This window comes from Limnohabitans sp., assembly GCF_030158565.1.
GTDB lineage: Bacteria > Pseudomonadota > Gammaproteobacteria > Burkholderiales > Burkholderiaceae_C > Limnohabitans_A.
This window is the reverse complement of sequence record NZ_JAOASQ010000046.1, coordinates 60,219-85,427: the sequence shown is the minus strand read 5'-3', so window position 1 is coordinate 85,427 and position 25,209 is coordinate 60,219. Positions and strand designations below refer to the sequence as shown.

General features: G+C 61.0%; 25 protein-coding genes. 12 read left to right on the top strand and 13 right to left on the bottom strand.

All coding sequences use genetic code 11. From position 1 onward, the window contains the following. Positions 1-14: 14 nt before the first annotated feature. Together Q1W40_RS10225 and Q1W40_RS10220 are read right to left on the bottom strand one after the other, a co-directional pair. A complete protein-coding gene (locus Q1W40_RS10225) occupies positions 15-425 on the bottom strand; it encodes a hypothetical protein (RefSeq protein WP_300711527.1) in 411 nt (136 codons plus the stop codon). 65 nt (positions 426-490) lie between these two features. Beyond that, positions 491-928: a hypothetical protein gene (locus tag Q1W40_RS10220; protein ID WP_300711525.1), complete on the bottom strand. Its 438-nt coding sequence runs from the start codon at positions 926-928 to the stop codon at positions 491-493. 272 nt (positions 929-1,200) lie between these two features. Here Q1W40_RS10220 and Q1W40_RS10215 point away from each other — a divergent pair, with 272 nt between their 5' ends. Continuing rightward, complete coding sequence (locus Q1W40_RS10215) at positions 1,201-1,518, top strand: NIPSNAP family protein (RefSeq protein ID WP_300711523.1); 318 nt, start codon at positions 1,201-1,203, stop codon at positions 1,516-1,518. A 154-nt stretch (positions 1,519-1,672) separates the two neighbouring features. Here Q1W40_RS10215 and Q1W40_RS10210 read toward each other — a convergent pair whose 3' ends face one another. Beyond that, positions 1,673-2,119 carry a hypothetical protein gene (locus Q1W40_RS10210; RefSeq protein WP_300711521.1) on the bottom strand — a complete coding sequence of 149 codons (447 nt, stop codon included), beginning with the start codon at positions 2,117-2,119 and terminating at the stop codon, positions 1,673-1,675. A 739-nt stretch (positions 2,120-2,858) separates the two neighbouring features. Here Q1W40_RS10210 and Q1W40_RS10205 point away from each other — a divergent pair. The 6 genes from Q1W40_RS10205 (at position 2,859) to Q1W40_RS10180 (ending at position 8,557) form a co-directional block, all read left to right on the top strand. Continuing rightward, a complete protein-coding gene (locus Q1W40_RS10205; protein WP_108323777.1) occupies positions 2,859-3,827 on the top strand; it encodes a tripartite tricarboxylate transporter substrate binding protein in 969 nt (322 codons plus the stop codon). A gap of 54 nt (positions 3,828-3,881) precedes the next feature. Next, entirely contained in the window at positions 3,882-4,781 is a 900-nt protein-coding gene (ltnD, locus tag Q1W40_RS10200) for an L-threonate dehydrogenase (RefSeq protein WP_300711518.1), read from the top strand. Beyond that, complete coding sequence (gene otnK, locus Q1W40_RS10195) at positions 4,778-6,046, top strand: 3-oxo-tetronate kinase (protein ID WP_300711516.1); 1,269 nt, start codon at positions 4,778-4,780, stop codon at positions 6,044-6,046. Before ltnD ends, otnK begins: the two co-directional genes overlap by 4 nt. 2 nt (positions 6,047-6,048) lie before the next feature. Continuing rightward, positions 6,049-6,708 (top strand): aldolase, encoded by a 660-nt coding sequence (locus Q1W40_RS10190; RefSeq protein WP_300711658.1) that lies wholly within the window; start codon positions 6,049-6,051, stop codon positions 6,706-6,708. A gap of 249 nt (positions 6,709-6,957) precedes the next feature. Next, positions 6,958-7,791, top strand: a complete 834-nt coding sequence (otnI, locus tag Q1W40_RS10185) for a 2-oxo-tetronate isomerase (protein ID WP_300711514.1) — start codon at positions 6,958-6,960, stop codon at positions 7,789-7,791. Between the two features lie 22 nt (positions 7,792-7,813). Continuing rightward, positions 7,814-8,557 carry a sulfite exporter TauE/SafE family protein gene (locus Q1W40_RS10180; RefSeq protein ID WP_300711512.1) on the top strand — a complete coding sequence of 248 codons (744 nt, stop codon included), beginning with the start codon at positions 7,814-7,816 and terminating at the stop codon, positions 8,555-8,557. A 91-nt stretch (positions 8,558-8,648) separates the two neighbouring features. On the opposite strand, the gene Q1W40_RS10175 is transcribed toward Q1W40_RS10180, so the two are convergent. Then, the gene (locus Q1W40_RS10175; protein WP_300711509.1) at positions 8,649-9,341 is read right to left on the bottom strand and encodes a nucleotidyltransferase family protein; all 693 of its coding nucleotides are present in this window, start codon (positions 9,339-9,341) and stop codon (positions 8,649-8,651) included. Positions 9,342-9,534: 193 nt separating this feature from the next. Here Q1W40_RS10175 and Q1W40_RS10170 point away from each other — a divergent pair, with 193 nt between their 5' ends. Both Q1W40_RS10170 and Q1W40_RS10165 read left to right on the top strand, forming a co-directional pair. Next, positions 9,535-11,016, top strand: a complete 1,482-nt coding sequence (locus tag Q1W40_RS10170) for a M20 family metallopeptidase (RefSeq protein WP_300711507.1) — start codon at positions 9,535-9,537, stop codon at positions 11,014-11,016. Further along, the gene (locus Q1W40_RS10165; protein ID WP_300711505.1) at positions 11,013-11,855 is read left to right on the top strand and encodes an alpha/beta hydrolase; all 843 of its coding nucleotides are present in this window, start codon (positions 11,013-11,015) and stop codon (positions 11,853-11,855) included. The genes Q1W40_RS10170 and Q1W40_RS10165 overlap by 4 nt, the downstream gene beginning before the upstream one ends. On the opposite strand, the gene Q1W40_RS10160 is transcribed toward Q1W40_RS10165, so the two are convergent. The 3 genes from Q1W40_RS10160 to Q1W40_RS10150 all read right to left on the bottom strand — a co-directional run bounded on the left by Q1W40_RS10160 (position 11,821) and on the right by Q1W40_RS10150 (position 14,868). After that, positions 11,821-12,999 carry an MFS transporter gene (locus tag Q1W40_RS10160; RefSeq protein WP_108323736.1) on the bottom strand — a complete coding sequence of 393 codons (1,179 nt, stop codon included), beginning with the start codon at positions 12,997-12,999 and terminating at the stop codon, positions 11,821-11,823. The two genes, Q1W40_RS10165 and Q1W40_RS10160, sit on opposite strands and share 35 nt — an antisense overlap. A gap of 65 nt (positions 13,000-13,064) precedes the next feature. Next, positions 13,065-13,766: a 16S rRNA (uracil(1498)-N(3))-methyltransferase gene (locus tag Q1W40_RS10155; RefSeq protein WP_300711501.1), complete on the bottom strand. Its 702-nt coding sequence runs from the start codon at positions 13,764-13,766 to the stop codon at positions 13,065-13,067. Positions 13,767-13,773: 7 nt separating this feature from the next. Next, positions 13,774-14,868, bottom strand: coding sequence for a phosphotransferase (locus tag Q1W40_RS10150; protein ID WP_300711499.1), 1,095 nt, complete (start codon positions 14,866-14,868; stop codon positions 13,774-13,776). Positions 14,869-14,947: 79 nt separating this feature from the next. Here Q1W40_RS10150 and lptD point away from each other — a divergent pair, with 79 nt between their 5' ends. From lptD to rsmA, 3 genes are read left to right on the top strand one after another with little or no spacing between them, the layout of a single operon-like run. Beyond that, positions 14,948-17,365 carry an LPS assembly protein LptD gene (lptD, locus tag Q1W40_RS10145; RefSeq protein ID WP_300711497.1) on the top strand — a complete coding sequence of 806 codons (2,418 nt, stop codon included), beginning with the start codon at positions 14,948-14,950 and terminating at the stop codon, positions 17,363-17,365. Then, entirely contained in the window at positions 17,358-18,680 is a 1,323-nt protein-coding gene (locus tag Q1W40_RS10140; RefSeq protein ID WP_300711495.1) for a peptidylprolyl isomerase, read from the top strand. The genes lptD and Q1W40_RS10140 overlap by 8 nt, the downstream gene beginning before the upstream one ends. Then, entirely contained in the window at positions 18,677-19,459 is a 783-nt protein-coding gene (rsmA, locus tag Q1W40_RS10135; protein WP_300711493.1) for a 16S rRNA (adenine(1518)-N(6)/adenine(1519)-N(6))-dimethyltransferase RsmA, read from the top strand. Before Q1W40_RS10140 ends, rsmA begins: the two co-directional genes overlap by 4 nt. Positions 19,460-19,537: 78 nt before the next feature. On the opposite strand, the gene Q1W40_RS10130 is transcribed toward rsmA, so the two are convergent. From Q1W40_RS10130 to Q1W40_RS10105, 6 genes are all read right to left on the bottom strand, one after another. After that, on the bottom strand, positions 19,538-19,741 hold the full coding sequence (locus Q1W40_RS10130) for a hypothetical protein (RefSeq protein ID WP_283223362.1): 204 nt from the start codon (positions 19,739-19,741) through the stop codon (positions 19,538-19,540). Continuing rightward, the gene (locus tag Q1W40_RS10125; RefSeq protein WP_108323724.1) at positions 19,720-20,145 is read right to left on the bottom strand and encodes a barstar family protein; all 426 of its coding nucleotides are present in this window, start codon (positions 20,143-20,145) and stop codon (positions 19,720-19,722) included. Before Q1W40_RS10125 ends, Q1W40_RS10130 begins: the two co-directional genes overlap by 22 nt. A gap of 24 nt (positions 20,146-20,169) precedes the next feature. After that, on the bottom strand, positions 20,170-20,517 hold the full coding sequence (locus tag Q1W40_RS10120; RefSeq protein WP_300711656.1) for a ribonuclease: 348 nt from the start codon (positions 20,515-20,517) through the stop codon (positions 20,170-20,172). A 219-nt stretch (positions 20,518-20,736) separates the two neighbouring features. Next, entirely contained in the window at positions 20,737-23,040 is a 2,304-nt protein-coding gene (locus tag Q1W40_RS10115; RefSeq protein WP_300711488.1) for an NADP-dependent malic enzyme, read from the bottom strand. 159 nt (positions 23,041-23,199) lie between these two features. Then, positions 23,200-23,787, bottom strand: coding sequence for an MOSC domain-containing protein (locus tag Q1W40_RS10110; protein WP_300711654.1), 588 nt, complete (start codon positions 23,785-23,787; stop codon positions 23,200-23,202). 5 nt (positions 23,788-23,792) lie between these two features. Beyond that, positions 23,793-25,190 carry an aminopeptidase P N-terminal domain-containing protein gene (locus tag Q1W40_RS10105; protein ID WP_300711486.1) on the bottom strand — a complete coding sequence of 466 codons (1,398 nt, stop codon included), beginning with the start codon at positions 25,188-25,190 and terminating at the stop codon, positions 23,793-23,795. Positions 25,191-25,209 lie beyond the last annotated feature (19 nt).

The window sequence follows — 25,209 nt, the reverse complement described above, 5'->3', positions numbered from 1 at the left end:
GCTGAGGTCTGGCTTCAGGCCTCGGGCTGTGCGTCGGTCACCAAGTCGGCTTGCACGGCGCGAACGCGGTCATCGATGTAATAGCCCCCGTACTCGGTGTACTTGAGCAACACGCGGTCGCACTGGCTGCATGTGAAGACATCGCAACGGTTGTAGGGAAAGAACGCCGGTGCGATCGGCGCATCGGGCGAGTCGTAACGCGTTTTGTGGGGATGAAACTCTTCGTACGTCGGCTCGGGGCCAAAGCTGTCGAACGCACGCAAGCTGCCGACACGCGAGACCTGCGCGGCAGGCCAGCGCTCGCCAGGCACACTTTCCCAGCCCGTGCATGCGCCCATGCTGCAGGTGCATGAACGCACCGATTGCTTGTCGGCCAACGCCTTCAGCGCGTGCGCCTGGATGAGCGGGATTTCAAAGTCAGACATGGTGAGAAAAACAGATCACGGCCCCCATTGTGATCGTGTTCTTCGAGCGCCCACCCTCGGGCACGTCAGGGCTGGGCTTTTTTGATCCAGGGCTTGTTGGATGCCAAATCAGACCAGCGGCTTTCAGCTTCATAGCTCACACGGTCACCCACTTTGAAAAAACCATTCTTGCGCGCATCGTTCGTGAGCTCTGACACTTGCCCACTGCTGTCACGCACCATGAGGATCTGACCTGGGCGCTTGGAAGTTTCACAGCCGATTTTCATGCCGACGTAATAGCCCAACAAGCTGCCCACGATACCGCCCGTGTCTTTGTCGATGGACTTGCCTGCCGCTTGCCCCACGGCACCGCCGAGAAAGCCCGCCGTGCCATCGGTCTCATCGCAAATCACGGTCTCTCTCACAGCTTGAACTTCAACGCCAGCCAAGTTGCTGGGGCGTGTGGCGCAGCCCACCAGGGTCAAAATCAAGGCGATAGTGGCAAGGAGCCGGGACACATGCATGCTGTTCTTCCTGAATAAAACGCCACAAAGGCCGCGCATCTTAATAACAATATCCCGTTTGTATTCAGCCATTTTGTTAGAAGTTGTAGACCCCATCCACGGGGAACCGATGCGCTTTCATACCCGGCATTGAATCAAGGTCAATGGCTGCCCTGCGCTGGCCGAGGGCAACACCCGTGCCCAAAGGGGTCGGAAAGGGTTTGTCCCAAGCCGCATTTCACGAGAACTTGTCTACAAACAGAGGCTTTGACCCACTCTTGTAGAAAGCCCCTATGGCCATTTATGAACTGCGCACCTACTCGGCCATCGTCGGCAAGATGGGCGAGCTGACCGCCCTCTACACCCATGAAGGCTGGCCAGCACTGGCCAAGCACCCGCAAAAACTGGTGGGCTATTTCACAGGCGACATCGGCGCCCTCAACGAGCTGATCCACATCTGGAAATTCGACGACGACGCCGACCGCCGCGCCTTTTGGGCCGGTGTGTTCAGCGACCCCGAGTTCATGGCCTTTGCCGCCAAAATCCGCCCCCTGATCCGCGAACAAAACAACAAGCTGATGTTGTCTGCGCCCAGGGGCCCGAAGCCCTGATGCGCCGCTGAAGGCGCCAGCACGCGTGGGCGACAGCGGCCATGTGCCCCAAGCAAAGGACTTCCGATTCTGGTCGCAAGTGCTGACGACCAGCGCCATGCAAAACGCCCCACCAGCGCTGGGCTGATGGGGCGTTTGACTTACCGGTCAGGCTTTATTTTTTGGCTTTGGCGGCCTTGGGTGCGCGGCCACCGGACTTGATGCACTCGTCCATGCTGGCGAATGGTTTGAAGTTTTTCGTGGACTTGTAGCCAGCGCTGGTTTCGTCGTGGCAAATGTTGCTGCCGGACTTCTTGACAGCTGGCAAAGCCGCTGCAGCAGGCGCTTTGGCGGGTGCGGGTGCAAAAGCGGCTGGCGCTGCAGGTGCAGCGGCAGGGGCCGCAGCAGGTGCTGGTGCGGCAACGGCTGGCTTCAACGCTGCGGGCATGGCGCCTTGCACAGCTTGTGTGGCCGCTTGCGTTGCAGCTTGCTTGGCGCCTTGGACGGCGGTCTGTGTCACGGATTGCGTGGCAGTGGCTGCGGCGGGTGCAACAGCGGTTTGCGCGAAAGTAGCCAGGGAAGCAGCCATCAGAGCAGCAGCGATCAGGGTATTTTTGAACATGTTTTTTCCTTCGAATGCGAGGCAACAGTGCCACATGGATTCAACGTGGCGACGAATTCATAAGTTGACGCTTGCTTTTTAAAACGTAACCTTATGTAGCTCATTTGCGGGCATAACCGCGGCATGCAAATGCTTGATCGACTTGGGCATCGTGCCACCAAATACTGTACAAAACACCAGTATACTAACACCCCCATCCACATTTCAGGGCGTGACTATGAAAACCAAATACGCGGTCAACTGGACTCAGGTGATTGACGCTTTCCGTTCTGCCGGTGCCTTGATGTTCCTGCAGGGTCTTGTGTTTTGGCCCATCGTTGAATCACCTGTGCTGATCTCTTGTGCCAGAGCCTCCGCACTGGTTGGATTGCTGATGTGGTCGGGTGTCAGCTTGGCGAAGCAACGCGATTTTTAACCACGAGGCGGGGTTTTAGTCTGTGCAGCAGTCCAACGGACCTTTGACCTCTTGCACCACCTCACCGTCCTTCACCCATCGGACCAGTGCATCGGCCACTTGTGAACGTCGTCCAAGATAGCCGTGAAAGCTGCCCGCGCCGCAAGATGGCCCGGATCTGTCACCACCGATGACTGTCACCAGTCGATTGCTTCGGGCGGTCGCTTTGACCTAGCTGTAAGGCGTCAACCCGCTTCAGCACTTGCGTCACCTGAGCGTTCTCCCTATGGCTTCTTGAGGCGATAATTTGTATGATGACCTGATAAATATCCATCTGGAGACCCCATGCAACGCCGACTTGTGCTTACCCTTGCCGCATTGACCTGCTTGCCCTTTGTGGCGAGCACCGCGTCCGCCCAAACTTGGCCTGCACGGCCCATCAAGCTGGTGGTGCCCTTTCCGCCCGGCGGCCTGATCGACAACATGGCGCGTTTGGTAGCGCCCAAGCTCGGACAAGAGCTGGGCCAAGCCATCGTGATCGACAACAAGCCCGGCGCAGGTGGCAATCTGGGCGCGACAGAGGCGGCACGGGCGACGCCCGATGGCTACACCTTGTTGATGGCCTCGCCGCCTTTGACCATCAACCCTGCGCTTTACACCAAGCTGCCCTACAAGCCCGAAAGCATCGTGCCGCTGGGCTTGCTGGGGCGCGTGCCCAATGTGCTGGTGGTCAATCCGGCTTCGGGCATCCAGTCGGTCGCCGACCTGAGCGCCCGCATCAAGGCAAAGCCCGGTCAGCTCAATTACGCGTCCAACGGACAAGGCACGTCTTTGCACCTGAGCGCCGAACTGTACAAAAGCCAAGCGGGTTTGTTTGTGACACACATCCCCTACCGGGGTGCGGCCGCAGGCCTGACGGCGGTAATGGCCGACGAGGTGAGCCTGATGTTTGACAACCTGCCTTCGGCGCTGGGCCTGATCAATGGCGGCAAGCTCAAGGCTTTGGCCGTGACGACGCCGCAACGCAGCAACGCCTTGCCCAATGTGCCCACCATGCAAGAGGCGGGCCTCAAGGGCTACCAGGTCTTTGCATGGTTTGGCTTGGCCGCACCCGCAGGTCTGCCTGCAGCGGTGCAGCAAAAGATTGAACAGGCATTGGAGCGCGTCGCGCAACAGGCCGAAGTGAAAGCCGCCATTCAAAAAGCGGGCGCTGAACCCACATGGGTAAACGCCCAAGGCATGGCCAGCTTCATGCAAGCCGACACCGCGCAATGGAAAACCGTGGCGGCTTACGCCAAGATCGCATTGGATTGACAACCGCAGCCCACGCAGACTTGGCGCTGCACCGCTGCACCCTGGAGAAATGACATGACGACAGTGGGATTGATTGGTTTGGGGGCCATGGGCTCGGGCATGGCGTCATCGCTGCGCCGTGCGGGGCACAGCGTGCAGGTGTTTGACGTGCGCCGCGAAGTGGCGGCGGCCTTTGCCCAAGACGGCGGCACAGCGCACGACACCTTGGCCTCTTTGGGCGCGGCGTGCGACGTGATCGTGTCGGTGGTGGTGAATGCCGCACAGACCGAAGCCGTGCTGTTTGGCGATGACACCACCCCAGGATGCGCCGCCAGCATGAAGCCCGGCAGCGTCTTCGTGATGTGCTCCACCGTCGACCCGAACTGGTCGGTGGCTTTGGAGTCGCGCCTGGAGGCCATGGGCCTGCGCTACGTGGATGCGCCCATCTCGGGCGGTGCGGCCAAAGCCGCATCCGGCCAGATGACCATGATGACGGCAGGCAAGCCCGAGGCCTATGCCCTGGCCGAGCCGTTTTTGAACGCCATGGCCGCCAAGGTTTACAAGCTGGGCAACAGCGCGGGTGCAGGCAGCAAGGTCAAGATCATCAACCAGCTGCTGGCGGGCGTGCACATTGCCGCTGCGGCCGAAGCCATGGCGCTGGGACTGCGCGAGGGCGTGGACGCAGAGGCGCTTTATGAAGTGATCACGAACAGCGCGGGCAACAGCTGGATGTTTGAAAACCGCATGGCCCATGTGCTGGCGGCCGACTACACGCCGCTCTCAGCCGTGGACATTTTTGTGAAGGATTTGGGCATCGTGCTCGACATGGCGCGTGCCAGCAAGTTCCCGCTGCCGCTGTCCAGCACTGCACACCAGATGTTCATGCAGGCCAGCACCGCAGGCTTTGCCAAGGAAGACGACAGCGCGGTGATCAAAATTTTCCCGGGCATTGAATTGCCGAAGGGCAAAGCATGAGCAAGCTGAAACTCGGTTGCATTGCCGACGACTTCACAGGCGCCACGGATCTGGCCAACAACCTGGTGCGCTCGGGCATGCGTGTGGTGCAAACCATTGGCGTGCCCTCAGCGCCCCTGGCCGCTGATGTGGATGCGGTGGTGGTGGCGCTCAAGTCGCGCACCATTGCCGCCACCGATGCCATCGCGCAATCGCTGGAAGCCTTGAAGTGGCTGCAAGCCCAAGGGGCGCAGCAAATCTATTTCAAATACTGCTCCACCTTTGACAGCACGCCCGAGGGCAACATCGGCCCGGTGACCGAGGCGCTGATGGACGCGTTGGGCACAGACTTCACCATCGCGACCCCGGCTTTTCCGGACAACGGCCGCACCGTGTTCAAAGGCTACCTGTTTGCGGGCAATGTGCTGTTGAACGAAAGCGGCATGCAGAACCACCCGCTGACGCCCATGACAGACGCGAACTTGGTGCGTGTGATGCAGGCGCAAACCCAGCGCAAGGTGGGCTTGATCGATTACAAAACCGTAGCCCTTGGCGAGGCAGCCATCCGCGAGCGCATCGCCGCTCTGCGCACCGAAGGCGTGGGCGTGGCGGTGATGGACGCGACCAGCAACGAAGACCTGCACCGCATGGGTTCGGCTTTGAAAGACCTGCCGCTGCTCACCGCAGGCTCGGGCGTGGCCATTGGCCTGTCGGCCAACTTCGGGCTCAAGCCTTCGCTGCAAGCGAGCCAGTTGCCTGCAGCCCGTGGTTTGCAAGCGGTGGTGTCGGGCAGCTGCTCGCTGGCCACCAACGCGCAGGTGGCGCACTTCAAAGCCACCGGACGGCCCGCGCTGGCGATCAATCCTGCCAGCCTGATGCATGGGCAAACCGATGCCGTGGTGCAGCAGGTGCTGGCTTGGGCCGCGCCGCTGCTCAAGGGCGGCCCGGTGCTGGTGTATTCAACCGCCGAGCCGGATGCCGTCAAAGCCGTGCAAGCGCAGCTGGGCGTGGCCGAGGCGGGTGCTTTGGTCGAGCATGCGCTGGCCTCTGTGGCCCGTGGTCTGGTGGACTTGGGCGTGCAGCAGCTGGTGGTGGCCGGGGGCGAGACCTCAGGCGCTTGCGTGCAGGCGCTGGGCATCGCGCAGCTGCAGATCGGCCCGCAGATCGACCCGGGCGTGCCGTGGTGCCACGCGCCTTCCAGCAGCGGCGGTGTGCACATCACGCTCAAGTCGGGCAACTTTGGGACCGAAGACTTTTTCACCAAAGCCTTTACAGTGCTGGCATGAGCATCACCGAATCCCAAGCCCGCGAAGAGATCTGCCGTGTGGGCCGCAGCCTGTTCGAGCGCGGCTATGTGCACGCCACCGCAGGCAACATCAGCGTGCGGCTGGACGACGGTTTTTTGATCACCCCCACCGACGCGTGTTTGGGCTTTCTGGACCCGGCGCGCCTGGCCAAACTCGACCTGCAAGGTGAGCAAATCAGCGGCGACAAGGGCAGCAAAACCATCGCCTTGCACCGCCAGATTTACGCCGCTGCCTGCGAGAGCAACGCCAACACCCGCTGCGTGATCCACACCCACAGCACGCACTGCGTGGCGCTCAGCCTGAATGCCCACGGGCCTGAATTGTTGCCACCGATCACGCCTTACTTTGTGATGAAGGTGGGCCATGTGCCCTTGGTGCGTTACCACCGGCCGGGCAGCGCGGACGCGGCCAAGGAAGTGGCCGCGCTGATCCGCAGCAACGCCGCGCAAGGCACGCCGATCCGCGCCGTGATGCTGCCGCGCCTAGGGCCCAATGTGTGGCACGACACGCCAGCCGCGGCCATGGCCACGCTCGAAGAGCTGGAAGAAACCGCACGACTCCTGCTGCTGCAACCCCACACCCCCCCGCTGAACGCCAGCGATCTGGACGAGTTGCGCCAGGCCTTTGGCGCGAGGTGGTGATGCCTTTGCACATGGCCCAGCGCAGTCCACCTGCGCATCGCTTGTCATCCCGGCCTGCCCCCCATTTGTCATCCCCCGCCTGCCCCCACTTGTCATCCCGGCCTCCGAGCCGGGATCCAGCGTTGGCTGGTGCACATGGACCCCGGATCAAGTCCGGGGTGACATTCGGTGCATTCGGGGGCACCGCTCACCAATCGTCTGGGGTGACATGTGTCACCACTGAAATCCCCTTTTGCTGAAAGAAAACCCATGCCCCGTTTTGCCGCCAACCTCTCGATGATGTACCCCGACCTGCCGTTTCTGGACCGCTTTGAAGCAGCGGCCAAAGACGGTTTCAAGGCGGTGGAGTATTTGTTCCCGTATGCTTTTCCCGCGCAAGAGCTGGCGGCACGGTTGAAGGGCAACGGTTTGCAGCAGGTGCTGTTCAACACACCTTCTGGCGGCGCAGAGACAGACGGCTTTGCCAAGGCCTGGGAATCGGGCAGCCGTGGCACGGCCAGCGTGCCCGGGCGCGAGGCGGAGTTCCGCACCGGCTTTGCGCAAGCGCTGGTCTATGCCGAGGCGCTCAACTGCCCACGCATCCACGCCATGGTCGGCTTGCGTGCCGAAGATGCGAGTGCCGATGCGGCCGATGCCACTTTGGTCAGCAACTTGCAATGGGCCGCTCTTGAGGCAGCCAAGGCTGGGCGCGATGTACTGATCGAGCCGATCAACACGCGCAGCGTGCCGGGCTTTCACCTCAACCGCCAAGACCACGCGCACCGCATCGTGCAGGCCGTGGGCGCCCCCAACGTGAAGGTGCAGATGGACCTGTTCCACTGCCAAATCGTCGAAGGCGACCTGAGCACCAAGATTGCGCAATACCTGCCCACGGGCCGAGTGGGTCACTTCCAGATCGCCGAAGTGCCACACCGCCACGAGCCGGGCACAGGCGAGGTGAACTGGGCGCACATTTTCAAGACCATCGACGAGGTGTCTGCCGCCTGTGGCTGGGACGGCTGGATCGGCTGCGAATACAACCCGGCCGATGCCTCGGCGGGCGGAACATCACGCGGCCTGAGCTGGACACGTCCTTATTTATGAATCCAGGACCTTGTGATCTGTGATGGGTGAACTTCATTACCTGATCTGGGCGGGGCTGGCTGCGGCCATGGTGGGTTTGTCCAAAGGGGGATTGCCCACCGTGGGCATGCTGTCCGTGCCCATACTTTCGCTGTTCATGTCACCGGTCAAAGCGGTCGTGATGCTGCTGCCGATTTACATCATCTCTGACATGGTGGGGCTGTGGTTGTACCGCAAAAATTTCAGCATCATCAACCTGAAAATCCTAGTTCCGGCAGGCGTGGGCGGTGTCTTGGTGGGCTGGCTCACCGCATCGGTGGTGTCAGACACGGTCGTGAAAATGATGATCGGCCTGATGGGCGTGGGTTTTGTCTTGAACGCATGGCGCAAGCGCAACACCCTGCAATCGCCGCACCCGGCCAGTTGGAAAAAGGGGATTTTTTGGGGCAGTTTGTCGGGCTTTACCAGCTTCATTTCGCATGCGGGTGGGCCACCGTTTCAGGTTTACCTCTTGCCCCAAAAACTGCCCAAGCTGGTGTTTGCCGGCACATCGACCTTGTTTTTTGCCGTCATCAACCTGGCCAAACTGGGGCCTTACCACCAGCTGCAGCCTTATGGGTCTGCGGAACTGGCGGGTGCACTGGTGCTGATCCCGTTTGCCTTGGCGGGTACCGTGGCGGGTGCTTACCTCACACGGAAAATCGCTGACGACTGGTTTTTCAAATGGGTGCAATGGGGCTTGCTGGCGATTTCCATCAAGCTGATCGTGGACGTCCTTCGGGCTTGATGCCCCGTGCCAAGGGGGCATCAAGGTCGATGCTGTTCATGGTTGACCTTCTTGTCAAAGCACTTTGCGCTTGCGCTTACTGCCACAGACTTCATACGTCCAAATCCATCGGCCAGCGCAAAGATTGCCCGGTCGAGGCTTGCACTGAACGACGGTCGTCTTCATTGTCCACATCTGTTCGGTAATGGTCATTGGGTGTTTCCCACCTGTACACCGCCTGTGGCTGCATGGCCTGCCACTGGCGAACACCGATTTGAGGACCGTGGGCCAAAATTTCCCGAGCAACAGCCCCCGAAAAAATGACCGGGTTGCCCGGCAGGCCTTGCAACGAGGGCTGCACCATGTGCGTGCCCTCGGGTCGGTGGGCGTAAGCGTGCAAGAGATCGCGCACATCTTGTGCGCTGATCAAGGGCTGATCGGCCAAGGCCACCAGAACGGCGTCCAGGGGCCAAGGCAAAGCCTGCAAGCCCGTTCGCAAAGAGCTGACATGCCCGTCATCGGGATGGGCATTGACGGTTGTGCGGACGGCCCACCGCGTCAAGGCCTCTTCTTGCTGAATGCGTGCCGCATGGTGACCCAAAACCACCACCAATGGGGCCCCACCGACTTCCGACATCGCTTGCAACTGGCGCTCCAGCAGGCTCACCCCGTTCAGTTGTAAAAGGCATTTCGGCCGATGCCCCATGCGCTGGCCTGCACCCGCAGCCAACACAATGCAGCCCAAGCGGGCAGGCACTGCCGAAAAGCAAGCCTGGTTTTCCTTGTCGGATGGCAGCAAACTCACGTGACTTCCCCCAGAAAAATATGATCGGCTTGTCGCACCACTTGCGCCTGGCCACCAACCCAACGAGGCCATTGTGCCGCCACTCGGCAAGAACGGTGCCGCGTTCGCGTCACGCCGGTGAAGCCTTTAAATGGCCAATCATGTGCAAAAGCACTACAGTGTTTGTTTACACCCCACTCCACAAGCTGCCAACATGAACGCCCCCTTGCACCGAGAAATGCCCGCTGGCCAACTGGACAGCGCACAAGCCTTGCGCGAAGTGACCCACGCGTGGGACGGATCGATCTTGCCCGAGCTCAAAAAATACATCGAAGTGCCGGCCAAGTCGCCTGCTTTTGATGCCGACTGGGCCGCGCATGGCCACATCGACACCGTGGTGCGCCAAGCCGCCGACTGGGTGCTGGCGCAAAAGGTCGAAGGCCTGACGCTGGAAGTCATCCGCTTGCCCGGTCGCACGCCGGTGCTGTTTTTTGAAGTGGCCGCCACACGCCCGGCCAGCGAGGGTTCGGGTCAGACCGTGCTGATGTACGGCCACCTGGACAAGCAGCCTGAATTCACCGGCTGGCGCAACGATCTGGGGCCTTGGACGCCCACCTACGAAGACGGCAAGCTCTATGGCCGGGGCGGCGCAGACGACGGTTACGCGGTGTACGCCAGCATCACCGCGCTGCAAGCGCTCAAAAGCCAAAAGACGCCACACCCGCGCATCGTCGGCCTGATCGAAACTTGCGAAGAATCGGGCTCTTATGACCTGCTGCCTTATGTGGATACGCTGCGCACGCGCCTGGGCGATGTGGGCTTGGTGATTTGTCTGGACAGCGGCGCGGGCAACTACGACCAGCTGTGGCTCACCACCAGTTTGCGCGGCATGGCCAGCGGCACGCTCAAGGTGCAAATCCTGACCGAAGGCATCCACTCGGGCGATGCCTCGGGCGTGGTGCCGTCGAGCTTTCGCATCATGCGCCAGGTGCTCGACCGGCTCGAAGACAGCGCCACCGGCCGCTTGTTGCCCCAGAGCTTTCACTGCGAAGTGCCTGCCGAGCGCATGGCGCAAGCGCAGGCCACGGCAGCGATTTTGGGTGATGAGTTGTACAAACGCTTCCCGTGGGCGCACTACGACTGCGGTGGCTCCACCAGCTTTGCACTGCCCACCACCACCGACCCAGTGCAGGCCCTGCTCAACCGCACCTGGGCACCCACTTTGAGCGTGACGGGTGCAGACGGCTTCCCGGCGCTCAAAGACGCGGGCAATGTGCTGCGGCCCTACACCGCCTTCAAGCTCAGCCTGCGCCTGCCGCCGCTGATCGATGCGGCCACGGCCGTGCAAGAACTCAAGACCTTGCTGGAAGACAACGCGCCCTACCAAGCACAAGTGACCTTTGAAAGCGGCAGCGGCGCCACCGGCTGGAACGCGCCCGACACGCAGCCCTGGTTCGAGCACGCGCTCAACCACGCCAGCCAGGCGCACTTTGGCGCCTCGGTCGGCTACATCGGGCAAGGCGGCACGATCCCGCTGATGAACATGCTCAGCGCAGGTTTTCCCAAAGCGCAGATGATGGTCTGTGGCGTGCTGGGCCCCAAGAGCAACGCACACGGGCCGAATGAGTTTTTGCACGTGCCCTATGCCAAGAAGCTCACCGCTGCCGTGGCCGAAGTCATCGCCCGCATGCCATGAAAAACGTCAAACGCAGCACCTTGCAGGGTCAAGCCGGTCAACTGGCCGTGTACGACTGGCCCCTGCCGCCAAGCCCGATCCGGGGCACGGTGCTGCTGGTGCACGGTTTGGGTGAACACACGGGGCGCTACGAGCATGTGGCCGAACATTTGCGGCAATGGGGCTTTGCTGTGCGCGGTTACGACCACCAAGGCCACGGCCATTCTGACGGCGTGCGCGGCACGCTGCACACCGACGATGGCCTCTTGCAAGACCTGGCCACCGTCATCGACGACACCCGCGATCGCCATGGCGCCCACGATGCGCCCTTGATTTTGCTGGGCCACAGCATGGGCGGTCTGGTGGTGGCCCGCGCCGTGGCCGAACAGCTGCGCTATGTGGACGCGGTCGTCATGTCCTCGCCCGCCTTGGGCACCTGGGCCAATCTGTTCCAGAAACTGTTGCTGGCCACCTTGCCCAAATACTGGCCCGACCTGTGCGTGGGCAATGGGCTGAACCCCAAGCTGATCGCACGCGATGCACAAACGGTGCAGCGCTACACGCTCGACCCGCTGGTGCATGACCGCATCTCGACCCGGCTGGGGGCCTGGATCTACAAAGAAGGCCCCAAAACCGTGGCTTTGGCCGCCGAGTGGAAAGTGCCCAGCTTGTTGATCTATGCCGGGCAAGACCGTCTGGTGCACCCGGATGCCAACGCGGCCTTTGCCGCCAAGGCGCCGGCATCGGTGGTGCACTCACACTGCTTTGCGCCGATGTACCACGAGATCTTCAACGACACCCAGCGCCAGCTGGTGTTCAAGGTGCTCAAGCGCTGGCTGGACGATCGCTTCGCTGCTTGAGGCCGAGCCAAGCCAAGGCCAGTCCGGCCAAAGCCACAGGCACCAATGAGCCCACGTTCAACCAGGTCCAGCCACCGGTGGTGACCAATGCTCCCGAAGCAAACGAGGTGACCGCCATGGTGGCGAAGACGCAGAAATTGATGGCCGCCTGAGCGCGGTCTTTTTCTTCAGGGCGCCAAGCCCGCATGGCCAAGGTGGTGCTGCCGGTGAACAGGAAGTTCCAGCCCAGACCCAGCAAGAACAAGGCGATCAGGAATTGGTGCAACTCCACGCCCGATAAGGCCACCGCGATGCAGACAAAATTGAGCAACACGCCCACCCCCATGATGGTCAAGGTGCCGAATCGCTTGATCAAGTGTCCCGTGAAAAACCCCGGCGCGAACATGCCGATCACATGCCACTCCAGCACCCATGCGGCATCGCTGAAACCGAAACCGCACACTTGCATGGCCAAAGGCGTGGCGGCCATGAGCAGGTTCATCACGCCATAGCTCAATGCCGCTGTGGATGCCGCAACGATGAAGATCGGCTGGCGCATGATGACGGACAAAGGGCGCCCCACCGCGTCACCGGCTTTTTTGGGCGGCAAGGCAGGAAAGCGGATGAAGCTGATCACCACCAGCCCCAAGACGGCCACAGCGGCCAACGCCAAGTACGCCCCCATGAATGGCGTTGCAACGATGTCCTTGGTGCGCGACGCCAAATTGGGGCCGACGATGGCACCAATCAAACCACCGGCCATGACCAGAGAGACAGCTTTTTCGCGGAAGCTCTCCACCGACAGTTCAGCTGCAGCAAAGCGGTACAGCTGGCCGTTGGCGCTGTAGTAACCGGCGATCACCGTGGCACAGACCAGCAACCAGAAATTGTGGCTCCAGGCCGCATAAGCGGCCAACAAGGCAGACAAGATGGCCACCAACAAACCCAGCTGGAAGGAGATGCGCCGCCCAAAGCGCGACTGGGTCTTGGCCACCAGGCCTGTGGACAAGGCACCGCCCACCACATAACCCATGACCGGCAGGGTGGCCATCCAGCCCAAGGGGGCCATGGACAAACCCACCAAGCCATTGATGGCGATGAAGGTGACGTTGTTCGTGAAGAACAGGCCCTGGCAGAGGGTCAGGAGGATGAGGTTGGCGTTCATGGGGACGAGTGTATCGTCAACCGCTTATAAAAGACTGTCACCAAGATCCCAAGCAGCCGCTCAACTCAAGCGCAAACAGCCAAAACAGCCAGGGGGGCTGTTTCTGCGCGCAATACGCGAGCACCCAATGTGACCGGCGCAAAGCCGCCAGCCAATGCACTGGCCTCTTCGGCGGGACTCAAGCCGCCTTCAGGGCCACTGAGCACCGTCACGGGTCCGTCCGTCGGCATCTGCGACAAAGGCTGCGTGCCTTCGGACAAAGACAAGACCCACCGCTGCCCCAGCGGTGCTTTTTTGAGCCAGTCACTCAAGGTCACGGCCGCATGGATCACGGGCACCCGATTGCGACCACATTGCTCGGCGGCTGCCACGGCCACACCTTGCCAGTGGGCCAGTTTCTTATCCGCACGTTCGCCCTTGAGTTTGAGCACGCTGCGTTCAGCCATCAAGGGCGTGATGCTGGCAACCCCCAGCTCCGTGGCTTTTTCGACCAGCCAATCCATGCGCTCGTTGGCGGTGATGCCAGCCAGCAAATGGAGTGCACGGCTGGCTTCGCGCTCAATCGGATGGTGCACGCCCACTTCAACCTCGACATCGCTGCGGCCCATGCGGGTCACCGTGGCGTCGAATTCACCGCCCTCGCCATTGAACAAGGTGATCACGTCGCCCGGCTGCATGCGCAGCACCTGCACATGGCGGGCAGCGCCCGGCGGCAAGCTCAGCGCCAGGCCAGTTTGCAGGGGGGCAGGGCAGTAAAAACGGGGCATCAGGGTCTCACATCCGACCGTAGGCAAAACCGACCTGGGGCGTGGTGCCCTCGATCTCGTCGATCACCTTGAGCAGGGGGCCCAGTTCGCGGTAACGGTCGCAGGCCTTGCGGATGTAGTGGATGAAGCGCGGTGCATCGGCCAAGTACTTGGGCTTGCCGTCGCGCAAGGTGAGGCGGGCAAAGATGCCCGCCACTTTGAGGTGACGCTGCAAACCCATCCACTCGACAGCGCGGTAGAAGGCACCAAAATCGCTGTGCCAGTCCTCAAAGTCCATCAGCCCGGCCTTGCGGGCCTTTTCCCAGTAACGGATGGTGATGTCGAGCACAAAGTCTTCGTCCCAGCTCAGGAAGGCGTCGCGCATGAGGCTGGCGATGTCGTAGGTGACGGGGCCATACACCGCGTCCTGAAAGTCCAGCACACCGAGTTGCTCACTCTGGTGGGGCATCATCAAATTGCGCGGCATGAAGTCGCGGTGCACATACACGCTGGGCGCGGCCAGGTTGCGCTGCACGATCAAGGCAAAGGCCTTGTCCATGGTTTCTTTGTCCTGACCTTGCAACTGCACGCCTTTGTGCTGGGCCAGGTACCAATCGGGGAACAAGCTCAGTTCGCGGTTCAGCAAGGCTTGGTCATAAGGCGGCAACACGCCAGGGCGCGAAGCCAATTGCCACTGGATCAGCGCGTCCACTGCCTGCATGTACAGGCCGTGGTTGGCCTGGGGGCGTTCGGCGTCAATGGCCGACATCATGGTGGCGCTGCCCAGATCGTTCAACAACATGAAGCCATGGGCCTCGTGCCAGTCCAGCACTTCGGGCGCCCGCAGCCCCGCGTCCTTCATCAAAGCCGCAATCTTTACAAACGGTTGCGAATTTTCTTTGTCGGGTGGCGCGTCCATCACGATGCGGCTGTCACCGCTCAGTGTGTCAACGCGCAGATAGCGGCGAAAGCTGGCATCGGCCGAGGCGATGCGCACCGTTGCAGGCAAAAGCCCTTGGGCAGGTGCGATGCTGACCATCCAGCTGTTGAACAGGGCTTGACGGGCCGGATCGGCCCAGCTGACTTCAGAAGTCACGGCGGGGGAGGAAGTAGGGTGGCTCATGGATAATCCCATTCTACAAAGCCAGCGCTCTTGCCCTTGGGCGTGCCGCAGGCCCTGCCCACTTTGCCCACCTCGAGTTGTGTCCACCTTCCCTGTTTTGCCCTCTTTGCCACTGGCGCCTGTTGCCACGCCCGCCCTGCGCGGCGTGGTCATCGCTGTGCTGTGGGCGATCAGCAGCCTGGCGCAAGCACAGGGCACTGGCTTGACGCTGCGCAGCAGCCCGGTGCTGGAAGAAAAAATTTCCGAGCGTCAGCGCAGCGAGGGGGCCATCTTTGTGGATGGCGAACAAATCACGGCCCGCCCCGACATGGACTTGGTCATTGACGGCCAGGCCACGGTGCGCCGCCCTGGTTTGGCGATCAAGGCCGACCACATCACCTACGACCAAAGCCGCGACATCGTCAACGCCACGGGCCATGTGCGGCTGAGCCGCGATGGCAGCTTGTTCGAAGGCCCCCGCTTGCAGCTGCAAGTCGACAGCTTTCAGGGGACCTTTGAAAAGCCCACTTTTGAGCTCTACCGCAGCGGCGGCTACGGCGATGCGGCGCAAGTCGAGTTCATCGATGACAAGCGTCAGATCATTCACCAGGCGCGCTACACCACTTGCAGACGTACACCGGGGCCGGAGTGGTTGCCTGAATGGTTCGTCAAAGCTGCGCACATGACCATGGACACGGAAGAGTCCACCGTCCAGGCTGAAGATGTTCAGCTGCGCTTCAAGGGTGTCCCCCTCATGAGCGCATCGTCCGTCAGTTTTGCGATGACCGACGAACGTAAATCGGGCTTGCTGCCCTCCCTCATCGGCGTGGACTCGGTCAGCGGTTTGAGCATGTCAGTGCCTTACTACCTGGACATCGCCCCCAACCGTGACGCCACCATCACCACCAACTTGATGAGCAAACGCGGCGTTTCGTTGGACAGCGAGTTCCGCTACATGGAGCAAGACTACAAAGGCCAGGCTCGCTTGATCGCCATGCCCAACGACAGTCTGCGCCAGCAGTCACGCTGGGGCCTGACCACGCAACACAGCGGCAGCCTGGACACCGGGCTCGATGCCGTTGGCCGTGTCGGGATCGGCCTGACGCTCAACCGGGTGAGCGATGACAATTTCTGGCGTGATTTCCCCCGCTCTGGGCTGGCCCTGACACAGCGTTTGCTGCCCTCGACCGGCGCACTGTCCTGGGGACGGGGCAACTTCAGCATGACGGCACAGGTGCAGCGCTGGCAAACCTTGCAAATCGACACGGCGGCGATCACGCCGCCTTATGACCGCGCACCGCAGATCACCATGCGCTACGGCCAATGGAATGCCGAAGGCCTGGACTGGTCGGTGGTGGGCGACACCACCCGCTTTGAGGCCGATTACACGCGCATTCCGAATGTGAGCGCGTCAACCTTGACCAGTTTGCGCAATGGCGAGCGCAGTTATGTACAAGCGCAAGTCAGTCGACCATGGGTCCGGCCTTGGGGGTTTGTCACCCCCAAGCTGCAATTGCACGCCACACGCTACCAACTGGATAACGCACTGAGCACCGGGGAAAGTGCTTTCAACCGCGTCTTGCCTACGTTCAGTTTGGATTCAGGCCTGGTGTTCGAGCGTGAAACCAAGTGGTTTGGCAAAGACATTTTGCAAACGCTGGAGCCACGGGCTTTTTATGCGCGCACACCCTACCGGGACCAAAGTCTGCTGCCGCTTTATGACAGCGGTGCTGCCGATTTCAACCTGTCGACCATTTACAGCGAGAACCCCTATGTAGGTCAGGACCGCCTGGTCGACAACAATTCACTCACCTTGGGTGTGACCACGCGCCTGTTCAATGCCACTTCAGGCGCTGAAATGCTCAAATTGGGCATGGCACAACGCATCCGATTTGCCAGTCAGGAAGTCGTCTTGCCAGGTCAATCGACCATCTCTACCGGTCTGAGCGACATGCTGCTGGGTGCAGGCGTGCGTTGGGATGAGCGCTGGACCATCGATTCGGCCGTACAAATCAACGCCCAAACCAACGCGGTCTCTCGCACGACCTTGCAAAGCCGCTACAACCCCTCTCCTTACCGTGTGTTCAACGTCGCCTACCGGCTCAACCAAGGTGTGAGTGAACAAGTGGACATGGGTTGGCAATGGCCGATCAACGATTTGTGGGGCGGCGGTGACCGCGAGGCAGAATCTGCCTGGAGTCGCACACGCGGACAAGGCCTGGGACCAGACCGCTGGTACAGCGTGGGCCGCATGAACTTCAGCTTGACCGAGAAACGTCTCGTGGACACCATCATCGGGTTCGAATACGATGCCGGTTGCTGGTTGGGGCGCGTCGTCTTGCAGCGTCTGCAAAGCACCGTGAGCACGGCCAGCACACAATTGATGTTCCAGTTGGAATTTTCGGGCTTGGCCAGGGTCGGTGCCAGCCCCCTGCAAAGCCTGCGCAACAACATCACCAACTACCAATTCCTGCGTGACCACACCGAACAACCGAGCCGATTCCAGTCTTATGAATGATCTTTTTTTCCGTCTGCGTTGTGCAGGCATGGCCTTGGGCCTGGCGAGTTTGCTCGGCAGCTCGGGGGCCTGGGCTCAAACCAGCATCCCGCGCCAAGCCGACTTCATTGTGGCGGTGGTCAACTCAGAGCCCATCACCAACCAGGAAGTGCAAGCCTTGCGCAAGCGCATGGCAGGCGCGGCTGCAGGCCGTAACGTGTCGCCTGCCGAATTGACACGCCAAGCACTGGAACAACTGATCAACGAAAAAGCCCAACTTCAGCAAGCGCGTGACAACGGCATCAAGATCGAGGATGAGGCCATTGACCAGGCAGAATTGAACGTGGTCGCCAACAGCCAGGTGACACGCGATGAGTTTCGCAAAAACCTGGCCAAGGAAGGCCTGACCGTCAAAGCCTTTCGGGACCAATTGCGCGACCAGTTGATGCTCACCCGTGTGCGCGAGCGAGAAGTCGAAGGCCGTGTGCGTGTGAGTGATCGCGACATTGAGCAATATTTGCAAGAACAAATCCAGGCACAAGGTGGGCAGGCCCCCACCGAATTGAATCTGGGCATGATCTTGATCGCCGTGCCGGAAACCAGCACCGAAGTCCAGATCAAGGCCTTGCAAGACCGCGCCGAGGACGTGGCCCGGCGCGCCCGCAGCGGTGAAAATTTTGCCGAGCTGGCCAAGAACTTTTCGCAAACCATAGACAAGGGCGCCAACGGCGGCGCCATGGGCTTGCGGCCTGCCGATCGTTATCCCGAGCTGTTTTTGAACGCCACGCGCAACCTCCGGGTCGGCGGCACCAGCGCGGTCATCCGTTCGGGCGCGGGCTTTCACATCCTGAAGGTGATCGAGCGCAAGCAAGGCCAGGCCACGCTGATGGTCACACAAACCCGCGCCCGCCACATTTTGTTGCGCCCAACAGCGCAGATGCCCCAGGCGCAGGTGATTGCGCGGTTGAAAGAAATTCGCCAAAGCATCGTGTCTGGCAAAGCCGATTTCGCCACGGTGGCGCGTCAGCTCTCGCAAGACGGCAGCGCAGCACAAGGCGGCGACCTGGGCTGGACCAACCCCGGCATGTTTGTGCCCGAATTCGAGCAAGTCATGAACGGCTTGCGCCCCGGCCAAGTGGGCGAGCCCCTGGTCTCGCGCTTTGGCGTTCACCTGATTGAAGTGACGGACCGCCGCAATGCGCCCGTTTCTGAACAGGACCAACGCACCATCGCGCGCAATGCCTTGCGTGAGAAGAAGCTCGAAGAAGCCTATACCAGCTGGGTCGATGATGTGCGCAGCCGCGCCTATGTCGAGATGCGCGAGCCACCCCAATGAAGCACATTGCCCGCAAACGTTTCGGTCAGCACTTTTTGACCGACGGCGGCATCATCGATGCCATCGTGGATGCCATTGGCCCGCAAGCAGGCCAACCCATGGTCGAGATCGGCCCTGGCCTGGCGGCACTGACACAACCCTTGGTTGAGCGTCTGGGTCACCTGACCGTGGTCGAACTGGACCGCGATCTGGCCGTGCGGCTGCGCTTGCACGAGCAGCTCACCGTGGTCGAGTCGGACGTTCTCAAAGTCAACTTCACCGAACTGGCGCAAACCATGCTGGCCGCGCAGACCGCTGCGGTGAAAGCGTCCAAGATCCGTGTCGTGGGCAATCTGCCCTACAACATCTCCACACCCATCCTGTTCCACTTGCTGGAGCATGTGGCGGTGATCGAGGACCAGCACTTCATGCTGCAAAAAGAAGTGATTGACCGCATGGTGGCCCAGCCTGCCACATCGGACTACAGCCGCCTGTCGGTCATGCTGCAGTGGCGCTACGACATGGCCAATGTGCTGTTTGTACCGCCCGAAAGCTTTGACCCACCCCCACGCGTGGACAGTGCCGTGGTGCGCATGGTGCCGCTGGCCCAGCCACCGGTGGTGAACGTCAAGACCCTAGAGACTTTGGTGCAGGTGGCTTTCAGCCAGCGCCGCAAAATCTTGCGCAATACTTTGGGCAAATGGCTCGATGAAAAAGGCTTCGCGGGCACCTTCGATTTGCAGCGCCGCGCCGAAGAGGTGCCCGTCGCCGAGTTCGTGGCGCTGGCACAAGCGGTCTGAACCCGCGCGCCCAAAGAAAAAGCCAGTCCGTGGACTGGCTTTTATCATGGTGGCCACCGCAGTGGCCCAACGCACAGATCAGGCGGCTGCGAGCCAGTAACCTGCGTTGAATGGGCTGCTCATGCGCAGCGCCAAAGGCGACACGTCGACCAGTTTGTCGGTGGGCATTTTTTCGCCTTCTTCGATCGATTCGGCCACTTCGGCTTCTTCGGTTTGTGCCTCAATCGCCCGTCCTGCTTGGCTGTTTTGCGCAGAACGGGCTACAGAAAAGAATAGAAGCATCGGAAGGGTATCTTCCGGTCTCCCCAGTAATCGGCTGTGTCGCGGAAGATGTCCAGCAATTGCTCGCGGGCTTCCTTGTCAAACTTCACATTGGCGGGGATCGATTCCAGCACCACAATGAAGCCGGGCTGTGGACCCGACTTGTGCAGGGGGTCGGTCATGCAGTCGTACAGGGCATCAAAGTTCTTGCCGAAGTGCGAAGGCAGTGTGAATTGCGCGCCAATCAGGTCCAGCACGTCTTGTTTGCTCTGGGCTTCGGCCAGGTTGGCATACAAAAAGTGGTGGCCCAAGCCTTGGGCGGCCTCTTGCAAGTCGCTCACGCGGTAAGCGCGGATCGACTGCACGATGTTGGACCGCACGCCCTTCAAGGGCGCCTCTTGGTCCTGGCGAATCGGCATGTCCATCTCCGTGGTTCTTTCTGTTAAAAATCAGTTCTTATCGACAATTTCACGAAAACTCGCGTAATGGTCCTGGGTGTAGTAACAGGCTCTCGGGTTGCGAGCTTCCTGTCCACCACACACGATGCGTCGGGCGCCGCGATCACGCGAACCGGGGGTCTTGACGGTGTATTCACGGTAGTAACCGCGTTCTTGTCGCGGCAACTGACGTTCACGGTTGCCAAATACAACCCCGTCCTTTTCGTAAGGAAAAGGACCACCCTGTCGGATGAGTTGGTAAGTGGCTTGACCTTCACGCGGCAGATCGGCCACCAGCACAGTGGACGAACTTGGCGCGTCGGCAACGGTTTTGGCTTGCACCAAAATAGTGCAGGCCATCAAAATCACCCCGACCATCACTGAGAACCAGCTTCGCTGGTCGTGGTTTTTGAACGCTACCTTCATGAAAACACCTTTCAAGAGCTCCGGGTTAACCCGAAAACTCGAAGGCGCTAGTGTGATGCAATTGTCACAAAAATGCAAGCACTTGCATCTTTAATAAGCAATGCCTCCAAGGGTTTAGACCTTGGAAGTTGGTGCTTGCTCTCTGTTTAACCCTTAACGGGCCGCATTGGCGTCTGCCACGGTCAGCGCCGTCATGTTGACAATGCGGCGCACCGTGGTGCTGGGCGTCAGGATGTGCACGGGCTTGGAAGCACCCAGCAAGACCGGACCCACGGCAATGTTGCCGCCTGCGGCTGTCTTGAGCAGATTGTAAGCGATGTTGGCCGCATCGATGTTGGGCAAAACCAGCAAATTGGCATCGCCTGCCAGCGTGCTGTTGGGCATGATGGCATGACGCGCTGCCGCGTCCAGCGCCACATCGCCGTGCATCTCGCCATCGACTTCCAGCCATGGCGCGTTGATGCGCAGCAGCTCCAGCACCTGGCGCATCTTGACCGCGCTGGGCTGGTTGGACGAACCAAAGTTGGAGTGCGACAGCAAAGCGGCTTTGGGCTTGAGGCCAAAACGGCGCATTTCCTCGGCGGCCATCACGGTGATCTCCGCCAGCTCTTGAGCCGTGGGGTCATAGTTCACGTGGGTGTCCAGCATGAACACCTGGCGGCCCGGCAGCATCAAACCGTTCATGCAGGCGAAGGTGTTCACGCCCTTGCGTTTGCCCACCACCTGGTCGATGTAGTTCAGGTGCATGGGGTTGGTGCCCCAGGTGCCGCAAATCATGCCGTCCACGTCGCCTTTGTGCAGCAACATGGCACCAATGAGCGACAAACGGCGGCGCATCTCGATCTTGGCGATCTGCTGGGTGATGCCCTTGCGCTCGGTCATGCGGTGGTAGGTCTGCCAGAAATCCCGGTAGCGGTGGTCCATCTCGACGTTGACCACGTCGTAGTCCAGCTCTTCCTTCAGGCGCAAGCCAAACTTCTCGATGCGCTCGGCGATCACGGCCGGACGGCCAATCAGGGTGGGGCGGGCAATGCCTTCGTCCACCACGATCTGGGCGGCGCGCAACACGCGTTCTTCTTCGCCTTCGCTGTAGGCGATGCGTTTCTTCAAGGCGCGCTTGGCGGCCGTGAAAATCGGCTTCATCATCGTGCCCGAGGCATAGACGAAGCCTTGCAAACGTTCACGGTACGCGTCCAGATCGGCAATCGGGCGCAGCGCCACGCCGCTGTCGGCGGCGGCTTGGGCCACGGCCGGAGCGATCTTCATCATCAGACGCGGATCAAAGGGTTTGGGAATCAGGTATTCCGGCCCAAAAGCCAATGGCTCGCCCGCATAGGCCGCCGCCACCACTTCGCTTTGCTCGGCCTGCGCCAGCTCGGCAATGGCGTGCACGGCGGCAATTTCCATCTCCAACGTGATGGTCGATGCTCCCGCATCCAGTGCGCCCCGGAAGATGTAGGGGAAACACAAAACGTTGTTGACCTGGTTGGGGTAATCGGTGCGGCCGGTGGCCATGATGGCGTCGTCGCGCACGGCTTTGACGTCTTCCGGCAGGATTTCGGGGTTGGGGTTGGCCAACGCAAAAATCAAGGGCTTGGCCGCCATGGACTGGACCATGTCTTGCTTGAGCACGCCACCAGCCGACAGGCCGAGGAACACGTCGGCACCGGCAATCACTTCACGAAGTGTGCGGTGCTCGGTTTTTTGCACGAACTGGATCTTGTCTTCGTCCATCAGCTCGGTGCGGCCTTCGTAAACCACACCGGCCAAGTCGGTCACCCAGATGTTTTCGCGCGGGATGCCCAGCTTGACCAGAAGACCCAAACAAGCCAGCGCAGCAGCGCCCGCGCCCGAGGTGACCAGTTTGATCTTTTTGGGGTCTTTGCCCACGACTTTCAAGCCGTTCAGGATGGCCGCGCCCACCACGATGGCGGTGCCATGCTGGTCGTCGTGGAAGACCGGGATCTTCATGCGCTCGCGCAGCTTGCGCTCGATGTAGAAGCAGTCGGGCGCCTTGATGTCTTCGAGGTTGATGCCGCCGAAGGTGGGCTCCAGCGAGGCGATGATCTCGACCAGCTTGTCGGGGTCTTTCTCGTTGATCTCGATGTCGAACACGTCGATGCCCGAAAACTTCTTGAACAGGACGCCCTTGCCCTCCATGACCGGTTTGCTGGCCAGTGGGCCAATGTCGCCCAGGCCCAGCACGGCCGTGCCGTTGGTCACCACGCCCACAAGGTTGCCACGGCTGGTGTACTTGAAAGCATTGGCCGGGTCTTTGACGATTTCTTCGCAAGGGGCGGCCACGCCGGGCGAATAGGCCAGCGCCAAATCGTGCTGGTTGACCAGCTGCTTGGTGGGGGCGATGGCGATTTTGCCGGGGGTGGGGAACTCGTGGTATTCGAGGGCGGCTTTGCGCAATTGGGCGCGTTTTTCTTCAGCTTGGAGCTTGTTGCTCATGGTGATCTCCATCGTGTCATCGACCAGACATTTCATCTGGTGATATTGGTTTTTCCATTGTAGTCTGCCGATGTCTCCAGGCACACTGCGTAAATCTGCGTACAAAGTGAGTTGGCTTTTGACTTTTACGCACAGATGGACCGCGCAAAAGGGCCACAGTCAGCGCAAATGCTTCCAGGCTTTGTGGCCCAAGGCCTGTGCGATCGACACCGCTTGCGGGCCCTGCTCCACCGTGAAGGACTCGCCGGCCCGCAAGGTACCGCCCACATCCACCGCCAGATAAAAGCCGCAACGCCCGCTTTGCACCATGTCTTTGGCCGCTTGCTTGTAGCCCATGACCGCATTGAATTTGCCGCAAGGCTCACGCGGCTGGGTCACGCGCAAGACCACCTCGTCAAAACGCAAGAGGTCACCGATGAACACCTGGTCTTCCAGCAGGCCTTGCAAGCTGAGGTTTTCACCCAGATAGCCGGGTGCCAAAGACTCGTCGAACAAAGTGACACCTTGCGCCTGGCGCTGCGCTTGCCACCAGGCCAAATGCTCCGAAGGCAAGGCGTAGATGGCTTTGCTCAGACCACCATGCACGCTCAAATCCGACTGTTCGTCGCCATCTAGCCCCAGCGGGCCTGCCAGCGCCGCCCCGGTCACGGGTGTCTTGCCGATCGCCGACATGAGCTTGCGCTCACCCACCATGAGGGGGCGAACGCGCCCCATCTGAATGGACAACACACGCGCCGTCTGTGTCATCGTGCTCAAGCCCGCATCAGGGCTTCGATCTCATCGGCTTTGACCGGCACGCCGCGCGTGATCAGCTCGCAACCAATGTCGGTCACGATGGCGTCGTCTTCGATGCGGATGCCGATGTTCCAGAACTGCTCAGGCACGCCTTCGGCAGGGCGCACATACAAGCCGGGCTCGATGGTCAGCACCATGCCCGGCTGCAAGATGCGGCTGGGTCGGTCCTTGATGGTCTCGCCGCTCAGCGGGTCCTTGCGCTCGCTGATCTGACCCACCTGCGAGGGCTCCACATAACTGCCGCAGTCGTGCACGTCCATGCCCAGCCAATGGCCGGTGCGGTGCATGTAAAACGGAAAGTAACTGCGGTTGGCGATCACGTCTTGCGCAGCGCCGACCTTGTGTTTGTCGAGCAGGCCCAGGTCCAGCAAGCCTTGGGCCAGCACGGCCACCGTGGCATCGTGAGGGTCCACAAAGCGGGCACCAGCGCGGGTCGCGGCCACGGCCGCGTCTTGCGAGGCCAGCACCAGGTCGTACAGCGCGCGCTGCGGGCCGGTGAAGCGGCCATTGGCCGGGAAGGTGCGGGTGATGTCGCTGGCATAACCGTCGAGTTCGCAACCGGCATCGATCAGCACCAGTTCACCCTCGCGAATGCGCCCTTCGTCGGCGCGGTAGTGCAGCACACAGGCATTGGCACCAGCCGCCACGATGGAGCCATAAGCCGGGTATTGCGAGCCGTGTTGGCGAAACTCGTGCAGCAGCTCGGCGTCCAGGTGGTATTCGCGCACATCCTGCCCGGCGCGCAGCATGGCGGCGCTGCGCTGCATGGCGCGGACATGGGCACGGGCGCTGATCTGCGAAGCGCGGCGCATGATGTCTTGTTCGTGCGCGTCTTTGACCAAGCGCATCTCGTCGAGCACGCTGCACAGGTCACGCTGCAAGTCGGGGCACAAGGCGCCAAAGCGCACACGGGCGCGCACCGATTGCAGCCAGCCGTCGACCCGGCCCTCCAGCCCCGCATGCGTGGCGAAGGGGTACCAAACGGTGCTGCGGTTTTCGAGCAGCTTGGGCATCTGCGCGGCCAGCTCGGTCGACGAGAACGCTTTGTTCACCCCCAAGGCCGCGGGTGCTGCGTCCGGACCCAAACGGATACCGTCCCAGATCTCACGCTCCAGATCCTTAGGCTGGCAAAACAAGGTGGCCTCGCCATCGGCCGTGATCACCAGCGTGGCATGGGGCTCGGTGAAGCCGGTCAGGTAATAAAAGTAGCTGTCGTGCCGGTACAGGAAATCGCTGTCGCGGTTGCGCTGACGCTCGGGCGCGGTGGGAACGATGGCAATGCCGCCGTAGCCCAATTGCGCCGCTACACGGGCGCGACGTTGGGCGTAAATGGATGCGTGTTCAATGACCGTCATGGGATTCCAATGGCTTGTT

What these genes read in the sequence shown, in the direction of transcription:
- Q1W40_RS10225 (WP_300711527.1), bottom strand. Translation starts at nt 425, where the DNA reads ATGTCTGACTTTGAAATCCCGCTCATCCAGGCGCACGCGCTGAAGGCG.
- Q1W40_RS10220 (WP_300711525.1), bottom strand. Translation starts at nt 928, where the DNA reads ATGCATGTGTCCCGGCTCCTTGCCACTATCGCCTTGATTTTGACCCTG.
- Q1W40_RS10215 (WP_300711523.1), top strand. Translation starts at nt 1,201, where the DNA reads ATGGCCATTTATGAACTGCGCACCTACTCGGCCATCGTCGGCAAGATG.
- Q1W40_RS10210 (WP_300711521.1), bottom strand. Translation starts at nt 2,119, where the DNA reads ATGTTCAAAAATACCCTGATCGCTGCTGCTCTGATGGCTGCTTCCCTG.
- Q1W40_RS10205 (WP_108323777.1), top strand. Translation starts at nt 2,859, where the DNA reads ATGCAACGCCGACTTGTGCTTACCCTTGCCGCATTGACCTGCTTGCCC.
- ltnD (WP_300711518.1), top strand. Translation starts at nt 3,882, where the DNA reads ATGACGACAGTGGGATTGATTGGTTTGGGGGCCATGGGCTCGGGCATG.
- otnK (WP_300711516.1), top strand. Translation starts at nt 4,778, where the DNA reads ATGAGCAAGCTGAAACTCGGTTGCATTGCCGACGACTTCACAGGCGCC.
- otnI (WP_300711514.1), top strand. Translation starts at nt 6,958, where the DNA reads ATGCCCCGTTTTGCCGCCAACCTCTCGATGATGTACCCCGACCTGCCG.
- Q1W40_RS10180 (WP_300711512.1), top strand. Translation starts at nt 7,814, where the DNA reads ATGGGTGAACTTCATTACCTGATCTGGGCGGGGCTGGCTGCGGCCATG.
- Q1W40_RS10170 (WP_300711507.1), top strand. Translation starts at nt 9,535, where the DNA reads ATGAACGCCCCCTTGCACCGAGAAATGCCCGCTGGCCAACTGGACAGC.
- Q1W40_RS10165 (WP_300711505.1), top strand. Translation starts at nt 11,013, where the DNA reads ATGAAAAACGTCAAACGCAGCACCTTGCAGGGTCAAGCCGGTCAACTG.
- Q1W40_RS10160 (WP_108323736.1), bottom strand. Translation starts at nt 12,999, where the DNA reads ATGAACGCCAACCTCATCCTCCTGACCCTCTGCCAGGGCCTGTTCTTC.
- Q1W40_RS10155 (WP_300711501.1), bottom strand. Translation starts at nt 13,766, where the DNA reads ATGCCCCGTTTTTACTGCCCTGCCCCCCTGCAAACTGGCCTGGCGCTG.
- Q1W40_RS10150 (WP_300711499.1), bottom strand. Translation starts at nt 14,868, where the DNA reads ATGAGCCACCCTACTTCCTCCCCCGCCGTGACTTCTGAAGTCAGCTGG.
- Q1W40_RS10140 (WP_300711495.1), top strand. Translation starts at nt 17,358, where the DNA reads ATGAATGATCTTTTTTTCCGTCTGCGTTGTGCAGGCATGGCCTTGGGC.
- rsmA (WP_300711493.1), top strand. Translation starts at nt 18,677, where the DNA reads ATGAAGCACATTGCCCGCAAACGTTTCGGTCAGCACTTTTTGACCGAC.
- Q1W40_RS10130 (WP_283223362.1), bottom strand. Translation starts at nt 19,741, where the DNA reads ATGCTTCTATTCTTTTCTGTAGCCCGTTCTGCGCAAAACAGCCAAGCA.
- Q1W40_RS10125 (WP_108323724.1), bottom strand. Translation starts at nt 20,145, where the DNA reads ATGGACATGCCGATTCGCCAGGACCAAGAGGCGCCCTTGAAGGGCGTG.
- Q1W40_RS10120 (WP_300711656.1), bottom strand. Translation starts at nt 20,517, where the DNA reads ATGGCCTGCACTATTTTGGTGCAAGCCAAAACCGTTGCCGACGCGCCA.
- Q1W40_RS10115 (WP_300711488.1), bottom strand. Translation starts at nt 23,040, where the DNA reads ATGAGCAACAAGCTCCAAGCTGAAGAAAAACGCGCCCAATTGCGCAAA.
- Q1W40_RS10110 (WP_300711654.1), bottom strand. Translation starts at nt 23,787, where the DNA reads ATGACACAGACGGCGCGTGTGTTGTCCATTCAGATGGGGCGCGTTCGC.
- Q1W40_RS10105 (WP_300711486.1), bottom strand. Translation starts at nt 25,190, where the DNA reads ATGACGGTCATTGAACACGCATCCATTTACGCCCAACGTCGCGCCCGT.